Origin of the sequence: Leifsonia sp. T36S-04, assembly GCF_042465655.1 — a bacterium.
Lineage (GTDB): Bacteria > Actinomycetota > Actinomycetes > Actinomycetales > Microbacteriaceae > Leifsonia.
The window spans coordinates 2,310,176-2,325,887 of record NZ_CP146286.1; the positions used below are offsets into that span (position 1 = coordinate 2,310,176).

Here is a 15,712-nt window from a genome sequence, read left to right on the forward strand (position 1 = left end):
GTCGCAACTCGCGCGGCATTAACGCATCTACTCACCATTCGCGCGACGCAGGCGCGGCGCGGGGCGGCGGCGCGGGGCTAGCGCTTGCGCTTCTCGCGCACGCGCATGTTGAGCACGATGGGCGTGCCCTCGAAGCCGTAGACCTCGCGGAGCCGGCGGATGATGTAGCGGCGGTAGCCCGGGTCGAGGAAGCCGGTCGTGAACACGACGAAGGTCGGCGGCCGGCTCGTCGCCTGCGTGCCGAACAGGATGCGGGGCTGCTTCCCACCGCGGACCGGGTGCGGATGCGCAGCGGTGAGCTCGGCGAGGAAGGCGTTGAACTTGCCCGTCGGGATGCGCGTGTCCCACGACTCGAGCGCCTGCTCCAGCGCGGGCACCAGCTTCTCGAGGTGCCGGCCGGTGCGTGCGGAGATGTTCACGCGCGGAGCCCACGAGACGTGCGCGAGGTCCTGCTCGATCTCGCGCTCCAGGTAGCGCCGGCGGTCGTCGTCCAGGAGGTCCCACTTGTTGAAGGCGAGGACCAGCGCGCGCCCGGATTCGAGCACGAGGTCGATGATGCGGACGTCCTGCTCGCTGATCGGCTCGCTCACGTCGAGCACGACGACGGCGACCTCGGCCTTCTCCAGAGCGGTCGAGGTGCGGAGGGAGGCGTAGAAGTCGGCGCCCTGCTGGAGGTGCACACGGCGACGGATGCCGGCGGTGTCGACGAAGCGCCAGATCTTGCCCCCCAGCTCGACCTGCTCGTCGACGGGGTCGCGTGTGGTGCCGGCGAGCTCGTTGACGACGACGCGCTCCTCGCCCGCGGTCTTGTTGAGCAGCGAGGACTTGCCCACGTTCGGACGCCCGATGATGGCGACGCGGCGCGGGCCACCGACCTCGCGCTTGGCGACGGCGGACTCCTCCGGCAGCACCTTCAGCATCTCGTCCAGCAGGTCGGCCACGCCCCGGCCGTGCAGCGCCGAGACGGGGTGCGGCTCGCCGAGTCCCAGCGACCACAGCTCGGTGGCGAACGGCTCCTGGCGGGCGTCATCCACCTTGTTGGCGGCGAGGAAGACCGGCTTCTTCGTCTTGCGGAGCAGGCGGACCACGTGCTCGTCGGTGGCGGTGGCGCCGACCGTCGCATCCACGACGAAGAGGACGGCGTCGGCGAGGTCGATCGCGACCTCCGCCTGGGCGGCGACGGACGCGTCGATACCGCGTGCGTCGGGCTCCCAACCGCCGGTGTCGACGAGCGTGAACCGGCGGCCGTTCCACTCCGCCTGGTACGAGACACGGTCGCGGGTGACGCCGGGGGTGTCCTCGACGACGGCCTCGCGGCGGCCCAGGATGCGGTTGACGAGCGCGGACTTGCCGACGTTCGGACGACCGACGATCGCCAGCACGGGCAGGGCCGGAAGGTATCTGATCCCCTCGACGTCCTCGCCCGCGATCTCGAGCAGGTCGAGATCGCTCTCTTCGAGGTCGTACTCTTCGAGGCCGCTGCGCAGCGCGTTCGCGCGCTGGACCGCGAGGTCCTCGTCGAGCTCCGAGAGCTTGGCGACAAGGTCGTCGTCGCCGACGGGCTCGTTTTCGATGTCAGACATGGGCTGCTTTCTGTACGACCTGGATGACCGCGTCGACGGTCTGGTCGAAGTCGAGTTCGGTGGAGTCGACGGTGGTCACACCGTCCGCGGCGTTCATGAAGTCGACGACACGGGAGTCTGCCGCGTCGCGCCTTCGCAGTGCCTCACCGACGTGGGCGGCGGAATGGCCGGTCAGCTCTGCGGAACGCCTGGCCATTCTAACGGCTTCATCGGCGGTGAGCAGGATGCGCACCGGCGCATCCGGGCACACCACCGTCGTGATGTCGCGTCCCTCCACGACGATGCCGTCCCTGTCGGTGTGCCGGATGATGTCGCGGAAGAGTCCGGTCAGGAACGACCGGATCTCCGGTACACGAGCGATCGCACTCACCACCGCGGTGACCTCGGGCGTCCGGATGGCCTCCGTCACGTCATCGTCGCCGACGAACACATGGTACGTATCCGGGTCGGTTCCGATGCGGTAGTCGAAGTCGGGGAGCGAATCGATCACCGCCGCGGCGTCGGTGGGGTCGAGGCGACGCGCGACCACGTACCAGCTCAGCGCACGGTAGGCCGCACCGGTGTCGAGGTACGCCCAGCCGAGGCGACGCGCGGCCGCCTTGCTCACGCTCGACTTGCCGCTGCCGGCCGGTCCGTCGACCGCGACCACGATCGTCTCGGTCATCCGGTGATCCTCCATCCACGTTCGGTCAGGTCTGTCACGGTGCGGTGCTCCACCTCGGGCAGTACGGCGATGTCGGCGAGGCCGAACGCAGCGCCCGGCGAGTGCTCGAGGCGCAGGTCCTCCATGTTGACGCCGAGCTCGCCGAGTTCGTTGAGCAGGCGGGCGAGTTCGCCCGGACGGTCCTCGACCATCACGACGAACCGCGCATACCTGCGGTCCTGGCCGTGCTTGCCGGGCAGGCGGGAGACACCTGTGTTCCCCCCGGCGATCTCCTCCGCCAGCGTGCGGCGGGCGCCCAAGGCATCCACGTCGCCCAGCGCGACGAGCACACGGTCGAGGTCCTCCCGGTAGGCCCGCAGGATCTCGACGATCGCCGGGGCGTTGGCGCCGAGGATCTGCACCCACAGCTCCGGCTCGCTCGCGGCGATGCGGGTCACATCCCGGACACCCTGCCCGGCCAGGGCGAGGGCTGCGTCGGGCGAGTCGGCGAGGCGCTTGGCCATCAGCGAGGAGACGATCTGAGGAGCGTGCGAGACCAGGGCGACGGCCGCGTCGTGCTGGTCGGCATCCATCTCCACCGGGGTCGCTCCGAGGTCGAGGATGAGCGCCTCGACGAGGTTGACCGCCTCGCGCGGGTTCTCGGGCCGGGCGGCGACGACCCACGGCCGTCCGATGAACAGGTCCGCGCGGGCGGACGACGGCCCACCACGCTCGCGCCCGGCGAGTGGATGTCCGCCGACGTAGCGGGACAGGTCAAGGCCGGAGCCTTGGAGTTCCGCGAGCGGCGCGACCTTGACGCTCGCGACATCCGTGACCACGGCGTCCGGATGCGCGGCCAGCTCGTCGGCGACGACCTTGCCAGTCAGGTCCGGCGGCACCGCCACCACGATGAGCGAGGGCTGGACGCCCCCGTCGTCGATACGGCCGGCTCCGTAGTCCGCCGCCAGCCGAAGGTGGGCGGGCGAGGCGTCCGCGAGCACCACGTCGACACCGCGGGCGCGCAGCCCGAGACCGACGGAGGCTCCGAGGAGCCCGGCGCCGACCACGCGGACGGGCCCGGCGAGGCGGGCGGAAGAGTCAGTCACCCGTCCACCTTAGCCAGCGCCAGGCGCCCGTTTCGCCCGGCGACGGCAGTCAGCGGCCCTCGCGGGAGATGGTCAGCAACTGCCCCAGCTCCACCTTCGTCAGGTCGCGCATCTGCCCGACCTTCAGCGTGCCCAGGTGCAGCGGCCCGAACTGCCGCCGCACCAGCTCGACGACGGGGTGGCCGACCTCGGCGAGCATCCGTCGCACGATCCGGTTGCGCCCGGAGTGCAGCGTCACCTCGACCAGCGAGTCGTCGCTTCGCGACTGCAGCAGCTTGGCCTTGTCGGCGGCGATGGGGCCGTCGTCCAGTTCGACGCCCTTGGTGAGCCGCCCGATCGTCTGCGGCGACACGACTCCGCGCACGCGCGCCACATACGTCTTGGTCACACCGAACGAGGGATGCGCGAGCACGTGCGCCAGCTCGCCGTCGTTGGTGAGGATGAGGAGGCCGGACGTCTCCGCATCCAGCCGCCCGACGTTGAACAGGCGCTCCGGATAGTCCGCGGTGAACCGTGAGAGGTCGGGACGGCCCTGCTCGTCGCGCATCGAGCTCACCACACCGACAGGCTTGTTGAGCATCACGTAGCGGCGCGAGGTGTCGAGCTGGACGGCCGTGCCGTCCACCGCGACTTGGTCCACACCCGGGTCGACGCGACGCCCGGGCTCGGTCACGACCTCGCCGTTGACGCTCACCCGACCGGCCGCGATCATGTCCTCGGACACCCGTCGCGACGCCACTCCGGCCGCAGCCATCACCTTCTGCAGGCGTTCGCCCTGCGGCTCGTTCTCAGCGGACATCGCCCTGGAACCCCTCCGCACCGTCGCTCAGCAGCGGCGAGATCTTCGGAAGCTCGTCGACCGAGTTGATGCCCAGCTGGCTGAGCAGCAGGTCGGTGGTGCCGTAGTTGATGGCGCCTGTCTCGCTGTCGGTGAACAGCTCGGTGATCAGACCGCGGCCGAGCAGAGTGCGCACGACCGAATCCACGTTGACGGCGCGGATGGAGGCGATGGCTCCGCGGCTGATCGGCTGCTTGTAGGCGATCACGGCGAGCGTCTCGAGGGCGGCCTGCGACAGCTTCGTCGGGTTCTGCTGCAGCACGTAGCCGGACACCACGCGGTCGAACTCCTCGCGGACGTAGATGCGCCATCCCCCGCCGACCTCGCGCAGCTCGAAACCGCGGCGCACCCCTCCCGCTTCGCCGTCGAAGTCGGCCACGAGGGTGGCGATCGCGGCGCGCACCCGCTTCACCGGCGCGCCGACCGCTGTGGCCAGCGTGACGACGCTCATCGGCTCGTCCGCGACCATGAGGATGGCCTCCAGCGCGCGCTCGATCTGCGCATCCTCGACCGGCGCAGGCACCTCGGTGACGTCGGTCACCTCCGGTCCTTCGACCACCGCTTCCGCGGTCACATTCTCAACCGTCATAGTCGGCTCCCAGATTCGACAGATTCTCTTCGGACCAGTGCTCGGCGGTCCACCGCAGAGTCAGCTCACCGAGCGGCTCCAGCTGCTCGAACGCGATCGCGGCCCGGCGGTACAGCTCCAGCACCGCGAGGAACCGGGCGACCACCACGCCCTTCTGCTCCGCGCCGGCGACGAGCTGCCGGAAGTTCATGGGCTCGCCCTGCCGCAGCATCCCGACCACGATCGCCGCCTGCTCCCGGATGCTGACCAGCGGCGCGTGCAGGTGGTCCAGCCCGACGACGGGGATCTCGCGCGGAGTCATGGCGAGGGCGGCGAGGGCGGCGAAATCGTCGAGACTCAGCGTCCACACGAGCTCCGGCGTGCTCTGGCGGAACTTGTCCTCCAGTCGCACCACACGCGCGTGCCGCGCGCCTTCGGTCTCGAGCCGCTGCGAGAACCAGGCCGACGCCTCCTTGAACGCGCGGTACTGCAGCAGGCGGGCGAACAGCAGGTCGCGCGCCTCCAGCAGGGCGACATCCTCGGCGTCCACGAGCTCGCCCTGGGGCAGGAGGCCTGCCACCTTCAGGTCGAGCAGAGTGGCCGCCACGAGGAGGAACTCGCTCGCCTCGTCGAGGCTCTCCTCGGTGTCGAGCCGGCGGAGGTAGGCGATGAACTCGTCGGTCACGGTGCTGAGCGAGATCTCGGTGATGTCGAGCTCGTGCTTCGTGATCAGCGAGAGGAGCAGATCGAACGGTCCCTGGAACTCGCCCAGCGACACCCGGAAGCCGGCGGCCTCCACCGGCTCAGCGGCCCCCACCGGCTCGGCGGTACCCGTGGGCTCGATGCCGGTTCCGGCCGGGGTGAGGCTCTCCGGTTGGGTCAGATCAGGCGACGGCGCCACGGAACACCAGTTCCCGCGCCAGCTGGCGGTACGCCTCCGCCGCCTGGTGCTCGGGCGCGAACTGCGTGATCGGGGTCGCCGCGACGGACGCATCCGGGAACTTCACGGTGCGCGAGATGACCGTCTCGAGCACGCTGTCGCCGAAGGCATCGACGACGCGCTCCAGAACCTCGCGGGAGTGCAGCGTACGCGAGTCGTACATGGTGGCCAGGATGCCGTCCAGCTCGATCGCCGGATTCAGGCGCTCGCGCACCTTGTCGATCGTCTCGACCAGCAGGGCGACGCCGCGCAGGGCGAAGTACTCGCACTCGAGCGGGATGAGGACGCCGTGACTGGCGGTGAGCGCATTCACGGTGAGGATGCCGAGCGACGGCTGGCAGTCGACCAGGATGACGTCGTAGTCCGCCGCGACCTTGCGCAGCACTCCGGCCAGGATCTGCTCGCGCGCGACCTCGTTGACGAGGTGCACCTCCGCCGCGGACAGGTCGATGTTCGCCGGGATGATGTCGAGCCCGGGGACCGACGTCGACTGGATGGCCTCCTGAACATCGGCCTTGCGGTTCAGGAGGAGGTCGTAGATCGTCGTGACGTCGTGCGTCCGCGCGCCGAGGCCGGCGGAGAGCGCACCCTGCGGGTCGAAGTCGACGGCCAGGACGCGGCGGCCGTAGTCGGCCAGTGTCGCCCCCAGGTTGATGCTGGTCGTCGTCTTGCCGACGCCGCCCTTCTGGTTGCAGAGGGCGATGATCTTCGCCGGTCCGTGCTGGGCGAGCGGGGCGGGCACCGGGAACGCACGGACGGGGCGACCGGTGGGCCCGGGCTTCACGGCGATGGATGCGGCATCCATGCCCGGGAGCTGGGTCTCGACCTCGTCGTTGCGCGTCACCTGGGTGTTCCTCGTCCCTCTCGTGGGCGGTCTTTCAAGGGAACAGTCTATCCGCGCCGTGCCCCGGTTGCGGGGCGCACGCCCGGCGGTTCGGTACGCTGACCGGGTGCAGCCGATGCCGTTTGCCCTGGAGACCCCGCGTCTGCGTCTGCGTCCGCGCGACGGACGCGACGCCGAGTGGAACCTTGCGCTGCTCGCCGAGCATCCACTCGGCCGCCCTGCCGGGACCGTCGAGGAGGAGCGGGAGCGGCTGGATGCGCAGCGCGCGGCGTTCGAGGAGCGCGGATTCGGGCTGTACACGATCTCGGAGCAGGAATCGGGTGACGTCGTCGGATACTGCGGCCTGATCGTCGGGCGGGCCTCCGCATCCCAGCCCGAGCTCGCCTACGAACTGCTGCGGGGACACGTCGGGCACGGGTACGCGACGGAGGCGGCGGCTGCAGTGGCGGACGCGGCGTTCGACGCGGGCTTCCCGGTGCTGTGGGCCACTGTCGCGACCTGGAACGCGCCATCCTTCGGGGTGCTCGCGAAGCTCGGCTTCGTGCCGACGCGCCGCGTCGGCTTCGACGGCGGGTCTGTGTTCGTGTGGCTGCGCCGCCGCGCCCCGCGCCGCCGCCACCGCACCCCTTCCTGACCGCGCGATTTGCGCCAAGCCCGCCGCTGATTCGTGACGAATCGCCGTTATGCGGGCGCGAATCCGACGATTCGTGACGAATCGCAGCACACGCGGCAGGCGGGGTCAGCGCGCGCGGGGGTGGGACGTCGTGTAGACGTCGCGGAGGGTGTCCGCGGTCACCAGCGTGTAGATCTGCGTCGTGGCTACCGACGAGTGGCCCAGCAGCTCCTGGACGACCCGGACATCCGCTCCCCCGGCTAGCAGGTGCGTCGCGAAGGAGTGACGGAGGGTGTGCGGCGACAGGTGGTCCACCTCCAGGTGAGCCCGTTCGGCGGCGGCCCGGATGATGAGCCACACGTTCTGCCGCGAGAGCCGTGCCCCACGCATCCCGAGGAACAGCGCGGGCGTCGACCGGCCCTTCGCCGACAGCACCGGACGCGCCCGCACCAGGTAGGCGGAGACGGCGTCCTGCGCGTACGACCCGAGCGGCACGATCCGCTGCTTGCTGCCCTTTCCGGTCAGACGGACGACCTCTGCGTCGATCACGTCGTCGACGTTCAGCCCGACCGCCTCGCTGACCCGGGCTCCGGTCGCGTACATGAGCTCCAGCAGCGCCTTGTCGCGCAGGGAGGCCACGTCGTCGCCGTCGGTCGCGGCGAGGAGCGCCGCGACCTGCTCCACCGAGATCGCCTTCGGCAGCCGGCTGGGCAGCTTGGGCGGGCGCAGGTCGCGGGCCGCATCCACCGGGACCCGGCCCTCCTCGAGCAGGAACCGGTGCAAGCCGCGCACCGTCGACTGCATGCGAGCAAGCGAGGAGGCAGCCAACGGAGTCGCGCCTGGCGTCGCTCCCGGCGCCTCCTCCGGCGTCCTCAGGTGGATGGCGAACGCCGACAGCGTCGCCGGCGTCACCGCCGCGAGGTCGTCGATGCCCTGCGCCGAGAGCCAGTCGCCGTAGACGGCGAGGTCGCGCCGGTACGCCGCGACCGTGTTGGCCGAGAGACCGCGCTCGATGGCGACATGCCTCAGGAAGGCGTCGACATCGACCGCGATGCTCATGCGGTGAGTTTGGGGTGACTCGGCCACGGCTCGTCCGCCGCTCCGAGCGTGCTCCACCCCTGCTCGCGCGCGGTGCGGGCGGCGAGGAGGGCGATGATCAGCGGTGCGTTGTGGACGCGGCGCTGCAGCACCGCCTCGACCGCCTCGTCGAGCGGAACCCAGCGCACCTCGATGTCGGCCTCCTCCGCCTCGCGGGCGAACGCGGATCCGGTCGAGTGGATGCCGCGGGCGAGGTACAGGCGGATGGACTCGTCGTTCCCACCCGGGCTCGTGAAGACGTCGGTGAGCACGTTCCACTCGTCGGCCTCGAGGTCGGCCTCCTCGCCCAGTTCCCGCTGGGCCGCGGTCAGCGGGTCCTCGCCGGGCTTGTCGAGCAGGCCCGCCGGGATCTCCCAGTCACGATGACGCACCGGGTGCCGGTACTGGCGGATGAGCAGGACGCGACCGTCCTCGTCCATGGCCAGGATGGCGACGGCACCGGTGTGGTCGACGTACTCGCGGGTGATCTCGTCGCCGTTGTACCGGAAGACGTCACGCCGCACGTTCCAGATCTTGCCCTCGAACACCGTCTCGGACGAGACGATCTCGGGGCGGAACGGCTGGTCGTTCAGGTCGGCCGTCATCAGGCTTCGGCGACCATCTCGGAGTCCGCCTCGGCGACCTCGAACAGGAGGGCGGCCTTCTGGCGGTCGAGAGCTGCACCGACGAGCCCGGCGAACAGCGGGTGCGCGTGGTTCGGGCGCGACCGGAGCTCGGGATGCGCCTGCGTGCCGACGTAGAACGGGTGCACGTCGCGGGGCAGCTCCACGTACTCCACCAGGTGGCCATCGGGCGACGTGCCCGAGAACCAGAGTCCGGCGTCGGCGATCTGCTCGCGGTAGTTGTTGTTGACCTCGTAGCGGTGGCGGTGCCGCTCCGACGCCTCGCTCGCCCCGTAGAGCTCGGAGACGATGGAGCCCTCGGCGAGTGTCGCCGGGTAGAGGCCGAGACGCATGGTGCCGCCCAGGTCGCCGCCGGCGATGATGTCCACCTGCTCCGCCATCGTGGCGATCACCGGGAACTCGGTGTCCGGATCGAACTCCGAGGAGGAGGCGCCCGCGAGGCCCGCCTCGTGCCGCGCGTACTCGATGACCATGCACTGCAGGCCGAGGCACAGGCCGAGGGCCGGGATCGCGTTCTCGCGGGCGTAGCGCAGTGCGCCGACCTTGCCCTCGATGCCGCGCACTCCGAAGCCGCCGGGCACGCAGATGGCGTCGACGTCGCTGAGCTGCGACGCGGCGCCCTCCGGGGTCTGGCACGCGTCGGACGGGATCCACTTCAGCGCCACCTTGGTGCGGTGGGCGAATCCGCCGGCACGCAGGGCCTCGGTGACCGAGAGGTAGGCGTCCGGCAGATCGATGTACTTGCCGACCAGGCCGATGGTGACCTCGTGCTTCGGGTCGTGCACCGCCTCCAGCAGGCGCGACCAGCCGTGCCAGTTCACGTCGTCGGCCTTGTCGAGGCCGAGCTGGTCGATGATGTACGCGTCGAGCCCCTGGTCGTGGAGCATGGTCGGGATGTCGTAGATGCTCGGCACGTCGATCGCGTTCACGACAGCCTGCTCGTCCACGTCGCACATGAGTGCGATCTTGCGCTTGTTGCTCTCCGACACCGGACGGTCGCTGCGCAGCACGAGCGCGTCCGGCTGGATTCCAATGGAGCGCAGCGCGGCGACCGAGTGCTGGGTGGGCTTGGTCTTCTGCTCGCCGGAGGCGTTCATGAACGGGACGAGCGAGACGTGCACGAAGAAGCAGTTCTTGCGGCCCAGCTCGTGGCGCACCTGGCGGGCGGACTCGATGAACGGCTGCGACTCGATGTCGCCGACGGTCCCGCCGATCTCGGTGATGATCACATCCGGAGCGGGCTCGCCGTCCGGTCCGGGCTGCGCCTGCAGCCGCATCCGGCGCTTGATCTCGTCTGTGATGTGCGGGATGACCTGCACCGTGTCGCCGAGGTACTCGCCCCGTCGCTCCTTGGCGATGACGTTGGAGTAGATCTGACCGGTGGTGACGTTGGCCGACTGCCCGAGGTTGATGTCGAGGAAGCGCTCGTAGTGCCCGATGTCGAGGTCCGTCTCGGCCCCGTCGTCGGTCACGAAGACCTCGCCGTGCTGGAACGGGTTCATGGTGCCCGGATCCACGTTGAGGTAGGGATCGAGCTTCTGCATGACGACGCGGAGTCCGCGAGCCGTCAGGAGGTTTCCGAGAGAGGCGGCCGTGAGGCCCTTCCCCAACGAAGAAACGACACCACCTGTCACGAAAATGTGCTTGGTAATGCCGTTTTGAGTGCCCGCTGCTGAATTATCCACCACGGGCTTATAGCTTATCACCTGAAGGAGGCCCCTCCGCGCGGCGACGCCGTTTCGACGCCGGTTCAGCGGCGCGCTGCGGACGCCATGTCGACCAGCTCGCGGGCGTGCGCGAGGCCGCTCTCCGAGTCGGGGAGGCCCGACAGCAGACGGGCCATCTCGGCGATCCGCTCGTCGCCGTCGAGGCGGCGGACGCTGGAGGCGGTCACGGCGCCGTCGTTGCCCTTGACGACCGTCAGGTGGTTGTTCGCGAACGCGGCGACCTGCGCCAGGTGCGTGACCACGATGACCTGGGCGGACTCCGCCAGCCGCGCGAGCCGCCGCCCGATCTCGATCGCGGAGGCGCCGCCGACGCCCGCGTCGACCTCGTCGAAGATGAACGTCGGGACGGGGTCGCTGCCGGCGATGACGACCTCGATGGCGAGCATCACGCGCGACAGCTCGCCGCCCGAGGCGCCCTTGCCGAGCGGACGGGGCTCGGCGCCGGGATGCGGCTGGAGCAGGATGGCGACCTGGTCGCATCCACTCGCGCTGTAGGAGCCCAGGTCGTCGACATCGCGCTGTGCGACCTCGACCACGATCCGTGCGTCCGGCATGGCGAGCGCGGACAGCTCGTCGCTGACCGCCTCGGACAGCCGGACCGCGGCCGCCGCACGCTCGGCGCTGAGTCCTGCGGCCAGCTCGCGGACGAGCGCGGCATCCTCCTCCACCTCGCGGCTGAGCTCGCCGATGCGGTCGGCGTCGCTGTCGAGCTCGAAGAGACGGAGGCTGCCCGTCTCGAGCGTGCGGATCACGTCGTCGAGGGTCGGACCGTACTTGCGGACGAGGCCCGCGAGCTCGGCGCGCCGCTCCTGCACGCCCGCGAGTTCGTGGGCGCCGTCGGCGTCGAGCGCGGCCAGGTAGGACGACAGCTGCGCTGCGATGTCGGAGATGAGGTAGTTCGCCTCGGCGACCGCGTCGGCCATGGGCTGCAGGGCGCTGTCGTGGGGCGCTACGCGTTCCAGCTGGCGACGGGCGCTGTCGAGCAGTCCCAGCGCGTCCGCGCCCTCGGACTCCTCCGCGCTCAGCAGCTCGCGGGCGGCGGCGGCGGCGAGCCGGAGCCCTTCGAGGTTGGTGAGCCGCTCGGCGCGCTCGGCCAGTTCGTCGTCCTCGCCCGGCTGCGGGGCGATGGTCTCGATCTCGGCCATCGCGACCCGCAGGTCGTCGGCCTCGCGGGCCCGGCGGTCCTGGTCGGCGACCAGCTCGTCGAGCTCGGAGCGGTTGTCGCGCCACCGGTGGAAGACCTGCTCGTACGCGGCCAGGGCCTCGGCGAAGGCCGGCCCGGCGAAGCGGTCGAGCGCGGCGCGCTGGGCGACGGCCGAGCGCAGGCGGATCTGATCGGACTGGCCGTGGACGACGACGAGTTGCTCGCCGAGTTCGGACAGGACGGCGACCGGTGCGCTGCGGCCGCCGACGACCGCCCGCGAGCGTCCCTCGGCCGACACGGAACGCGTGAGCACGAGCTCCGCCGCCGCCGCATCGATCGGATCGACGTCTCCCCCGGCATCGCGTACGCGCGCGACGACTTCGCTGGTCGTCGGCACGCGCCAGCGGCCCTCCACCCAGGCCTGCGGACTGCCCAGCCGCACCGCGCCCGTGTCGGCGCGCTCACCCAGCAGCAACCCCAGGGCAGACACCACCATCGTCTTGCCCGCGCCGGTCTCGCCGGTGATCGCGGTGAATCCCGACCCCAGCGGCAGGGAGGCGTCGGCGATGACGCCCAGGTCTTTGATCGAGATCTCCTCGATGCCTCCGCGTGCGTCAGTCACGATCGGCGGGCCCCCGCCATCCCGTCACCGGGAGGTCGAACTTGTGCACCAGGCGGTCGGTGAACGGCCCCGCGTGCAGCCGCGCGAGACGCACCGGGATGGGCGACCGCCGGACGACGACGCGAGCGCCCCGCGGCAGGTCGAACGGACGTCGCCCGTCGCACCACAGGATGCCGGCGCCGCCCGCGCGGTCGAGCAACTCGACCGCGAGGGACGAGTCGGCGTCGACTACCAGCGGGCGCGAGAAGAGCGCGTGCGCGCTCAGCGGCACGAGCAGGAGCGCGGCGACCCCCGGCCAGACGACCGGTCCACCCGCCGAGAACGAGTACGCCGTCGAGCCGGTCGGCGTCGACATGACGACGCCGTCGCAGCCGAAGCTCGACATCGGCCGGCCGTCGACCTCGATGACGACCTCGAGCATCCGCTCGCGGCTGGCCTTCTCGACGGTCGCCTCGTTGAGCGCCCAGCTCTCGTAGACGACCTCGCGGCCCACCTTGACGCGCGCCGAGAGCGTCATGCGCTCCTCGACCTCGTAGTCCTTCGCCAGCCCGCGGGCCACGGCCGTCTCGAGGTCGTCGCGCTCGCTCTCGGCGAGAAAGCCCACATGCCCGAGGTTGACCCCGAGCAGCGGGGCCGAGCAGCCGCGGACCAGCTCGGCGGCGCGCAGGATGGTGCCGTCGCCGCCCAGCACGATCACGAGTTCCAGCTCGCTCGGCGGCACGTCGTCGCCCAGCACCGCGACGGCGTCGAGCGAGGGATCGGCCGCGAGGAGGTCTCTGCGCTCGTCGGCGCTGAGGACCGGGACGACACCGGCGGCCAGCAGCTGCCGGGACACCCGCACGCCCGCCTCCAGGGAGTCCTGACGACCGGTGTGCGCCACGACGAGGATGTACCGCGTCGCTGCACCCATCAGTGTCACGTCCTCTCCTTTCGAAAGCCGTCCACCCATTCTCTCTGTTTTCTCGCGCAGGAAGAGGCCGCATGCCCGATCTGTGGAGAACGTTCACTCAGCGCGATAGCCGAACCACCTCGTCGCCGAGTGCCGACGAGTTCGGCGCGCCGACACGGAACCACGCGAGGAACTCGCGATTGCCGTGCCCACCGGCGATCGGCGACGGAATCAGCCCCGCGGTCCCGAGGCCGACGTCGTGCGCCGCCCAGAGCACGTCGGAGACCGCCCCGGCCCGCAGTCCCGCATCCCGGACCACGCCCTCCCGGATCCCCTGGCGCCCGACCTCGAACTGCGGCTTTATCAGCAGAACGAAGTCCGCGCCGCGCGCCGCCGTGGCGACGAGTGCGGGCAGCACCTGGGTGAGCGAGATGAAGGAGAGGTCCGCGACGACGAGCTCCGGACGCACATCGTCGCCCGTCAGACCCGCCAGTACTGCGGCGGTCAGCGAACGCACGTTGACACCCTCGAACGACCGGAGGCGCTCCTCCGAGGCGAGCGCGGGCGACAGCTGCCCGTGCCCCACGTCCACTGCGATCACCCGGGTCGCACCGCGCTCCAGCAGCACCTGGCTGAACCCGCCGGTCGACGCGCCTGCGTCGAGGGCCACGCGACCGGCGGGGTCGACGCCGAACGCATCCAGAGCCGCGATCAGCTTGTGCGCGCCGCGGCTGACATAGTGGTCGGCGCCCGCGACCTGGACGTCCTGGGTGTCGCTCACCTTCTGGGAGGCGCGCAGGGCGGGCCGGCCATCCACGGTCACGAGACCCTCCGCGATCACCGTCGCCGCGTGCGAACGCGAGCGGGCGAGCCCCCGCTCTGCGAGCGCCACGTCGAGGCGGCGCTCAGCGGCCATGCTCGTCGTCGCCCTCCAGGGTGCGGCGGAGCTGCTCGTGCAGCTGGGCATACGCCTCGGCGCGAGCGGTCAGCGGCTGCTCCTCGATCACGTCGAGCCGGGCGACCAGTCCGTCCTCGCCGCCCGTCTGCGCTGCATCCGTCTGCGCTGCATCCGCCTGCGTTGCATCGGTCATGAGCCCACCGTACGTCAGCGGGTCACGCGACGAAGACACCGGCGAGCGTCTTCTTTCCGCGTCGCAGCACGACCATGCCGCCGGGCAGCACGTTCGCACCGATCGGCTGGTCGGCATCCGGGACCTTGGCGTTGTTGACGTAGACACCGCCCTGCGCGACCGCTCGGCGCGCCTCGCCCAGGCTCGACGTCAGCCCGGTGTCGACCAGCGCCTGCGACACGGTCGTCGACGGCTCCGCGGTCGTGGTGTTCGGGAGCTCGCGGAGCGCCGCCTCGAGCGTGCCGGCGTCGAGTTCCGTCAGCTCCCCCTGGCCGAAGAGGGCCTGCGAAGCAGCGATGGCGGCCTCGGTCGCCGACTCTCCGTGCACCAGAGACGTCACCTCGAATGCCAGGCGCCGCTGCGCCTCGCGCTTGAACGGCTCGTCGGCGACCTTCTGCGCAAGCTCGTCGATATCGGCGCGCGACAGGAACGTGAAGATCTTGAGGCGGTCGATCACATCGGCATCGTCGGTGTTGAGCCAGAACTGGTACATCGCGTACGGCGTCGTGAGCGCCGGGTCGAGCCAGATCGCGTTGCCCTCGCTCTTGCCGAACTTCGTGCCGTCGCTGTTCGTGATCAGCGGCGTGCCGATGGCGTGGACGTGCGCGCCCTCGACCTTGCGGATGAGTTCCGTGCCGCTGGTGAGGTTGCCCCACTGGTCGCTGCCACCCGTCTGCAGCACGCAGCCGTACTGCCGGTACAGCTCGAGGAAGTCCATCCCCTGCAGGATCTGGTAGCTGAACTCGGTGTACGAGATGCCCTCGTCCGAGTTGAGGCGTGCGGCGACCGCATCCTTCTTCAGCATCGTCCCGACGCGGAAGTGCTTGCCGATCTCGCGCAGGAAGTCGATCGCCGACAGCGGCGCGGTCCAGTCCAGGTTGTTCACCAGGCGCACCGCATTGTCGCCGTCGTCGGAGAGGAACCGGGTGACCTGCGCTTGCAGGTAGCCGACCCACTCCGCGACGGTCTCCTTGGTGTTCAGCGTGCGCTCGGCGGTCGGCCGCGGGTCGCCGATGAGGCCGGTGGACCCGCCGACCAGCCCGAGCGGCCGGTGGCCGGCCAGCTGCAGGCGGCGCATCATGAGCAGCTGCACCAGGTTCCCGAGGTGCAGGCTGGGCGCCGTCGGGTCGAAACCGCAGTAGTAGGTGATCGGCTCCCCGCTCAGCAGTTCTTTGAGGGCGGCCTCGTCTGTCGACACATGGATGAGGCCGCGCCACACGAGCTCGTCCCAGACGTCGTCGAAGGACGCGTCGTTGGACTGCGCGGCGAGGCTCGCTGCGCGGGAGGTGACGGTTTCGGACATGCGTACAACCGTACCAATGCGCGCGTGCGCGCAGGTTCTCT

Annotated in this window: 16 protein-coding genes; 1 reads left to right on the forward strand and 15 read right to left on the reverse strand. The window is 70.5% G+C overall.

Annotation, left to right across the window (positions count from 1 at the left end):
- Positions 1-77: 77 nt before the first annotated feature.
- Genes der through P3F85_RS11280 form a run of 7 tightly spaced genes read right to left on the reverse strand, consistent with a single transcriptional unit; the run spans position 78 to position 6,522 of the window.
- Positions 78-1,583, reverse strand: coding sequence for a ribosome biogenesis GTPase Der (gene der / locus P3F85_RS11250; protein WP_374007545.1), 1,506 nt, complete (start codon positions 1,581-1,583; stop codon positions 78-80).
- Positions 1,576-2,247, reverse strand: coding sequence for a (d)CMP kinase (cmk, locus tag P3F85_RS11255; protein WP_374007547.1), 672 nt, complete (start codon positions 2,245-2,247; stop codon positions 1,576-1,578). Before cmk ends, der begins: the two co-directional genes overlap by 8 nt.
- The gene (locus P3F85_RS11260; RefSeq protein WP_374007548.1) at positions 2,244-3,332 is read right to left on the reverse strand and encodes a prephenate dehydrogenase; all 1,089 of its coding nucleotides are present in this window, start codon (positions 3,330-3,332) and stop codon (positions 2,244-2,246) included. Before P3F85_RS11260 ends, cmk begins: the two co-directional genes overlap by 4 nt.
- A 49-nt stretch (positions 3,333-3,381) precedes the next feature.
- The gene (locus tag P3F85_RS11265; protein WP_374007550.1) at positions 3,382-4,131 is read right to left on the reverse strand and encodes a pseudouridine synthase; all 750 of its coding nucleotides are present in this window, start codon (positions 4,129-4,131) and stop codon (positions 3,382-3,384) included.
- Complete coding sequence (gene scpB / locus P3F85_RS11270; RefSeq protein WP_374007551.1) at positions 4,121-4,759, reverse strand: SMC-Scp complex subunit ScpB; 639 nt, start codon at positions 4,757-4,759, stop codon at positions 4,121-4,123. The genes P3F85_RS11265 and scpB overlap by 11 nt, the downstream gene beginning before the upstream one ends.
- The gene (locus tag P3F85_RS11275) at positions 4,749-5,639 is read right to left on the reverse strand and encodes a ScpA family protein (protein WP_374007553.1); all 891 of its coding nucleotides are present in this window, start codon (positions 5,637-5,639) and stop codon (positions 4,749-4,751) included. The genes scpB and P3F85_RS11275 overlap by 11 nt, the downstream gene beginning before the upstream one ends.
- Positions 5,623-6,522 (reverse strand): ParA family protein, encoded by a 900-nt coding sequence (locus P3F85_RS11280; RefSeq protein ID WP_374007555.1) that lies wholly within the window; start codon positions 6,520-6,522, stop codon positions 5,623-5,625. Before P3F85_RS11280 ends, P3F85_RS11275 begins: the two co-directional genes overlap by 17 nt.
- Before the next feature lie 115 nt (positions 6,523-6,637).
- Here P3F85_RS11280 and P3F85_RS11285 point away from each other — a divergent pair, with 115 nt between their 5' ends.
- A complete protein-coding gene (locus tag P3F85_RS11285) occupies positions 6,638-7,156 on the forward strand; it encodes a GNAT family N-acetyltransferase (protein ID WP_374007557.1) in 519 nt (172 codons plus the stop codon).
- A gap of 105 nt (positions 7,157-7,261) precedes the next feature.
- Here the strand turns inward: P3F85_RS11285 and xerD are convergent, their stop codons facing one another.
- The 8 genes from xerD to tyrS all read right to left on the reverse strand — a co-directional run bounded on the left by xerD (position 7,262) and on the right by tyrS (position 15,671).
- Complete coding sequence (gene xerD, locus P3F85_RS11290) at positions 7,262-8,194, reverse strand: site-specific tyrosine recombinase XerD (protein ID WP_374007558.1); 933 nt, start codon at positions 8,192-8,194, stop codon at positions 7,262-7,264.
- Entirely contained in the window at positions 8,191-8,817 is a 627-nt protein-coding gene (locus P3F85_RS11295; protein WP_374007560.1) for an NUDIX domain-containing protein, read from the reverse strand. The genes xerD and P3F85_RS11295 overlap by 4 nt, the downstream gene beginning before the upstream one ends.
- Entirely contained in the window at positions 8,817-10,544 is a 1,728-nt protein-coding gene (locus tag P3F85_RS11300) for a CTP synthase (protein WP_374007562.1), read from the reverse strand. Before P3F85_RS11300 ends, P3F85_RS11295 begins: the two co-directional genes overlap by 1 nt.
- A gap of 62 nt (positions 10,545-10,606) precedes the next feature.
- Positions 10,607-12,349, reverse strand: a complete 1,743-nt coding sequence (gene recN, locus P3F85_RS11305) for a DNA repair protein RecN (RefSeq protein WP_374007564.1) — start codon at positions 12,347-12,349, stop codon at positions 10,607-10,609.
- Entirely contained in the window at positions 12,342-13,259 is a 918-nt protein-coding gene (locus P3F85_RS11310) for an NAD kinase (protein WP_374010917.1), read from the reverse strand. Before P3F85_RS11310 ends, recN begins: the two co-directional genes overlap by 8 nt.
- 97 nt (positions 13,260-13,356) lie before the next feature.
- On the reverse strand, positions 13,357-14,154 hold the full coding sequence (locus P3F85_RS11315) for a TlyA family RNA methyltransferase (RefSeq protein ID WP_374007566.1): 798 nt from the start codon (positions 14,152-14,154) through the stop codon (positions 13,357-13,359).
- Positions 14,144-14,329: a hypothetical protein gene (locus tag P3F85_RS11320; RefSeq protein ID WP_374007568.1), complete on the reverse strand. Its 186-nt coding sequence runs from the start codon at positions 14,327-14,329 to the stop codon at positions 14,144-14,146. Before P3F85_RS11320 ends, P3F85_RS11315 begins: the two co-directional genes overlap by 11 nt.
- A gap of 22 nt (positions 14,330-14,351) precedes the next feature.
- On the reverse strand, positions 14,352-15,671 hold the full coding sequence (tyrS, locus tag P3F85_RS11325; protein ID WP_374007570.1) for a tyrosine--tRNA ligase: 1,320 nt from the start codon (positions 15,669-15,671) through the stop codon (positions 14,352-14,354).
- Positions 15,672-15,712 lie beyond the last annotated feature (41 nt).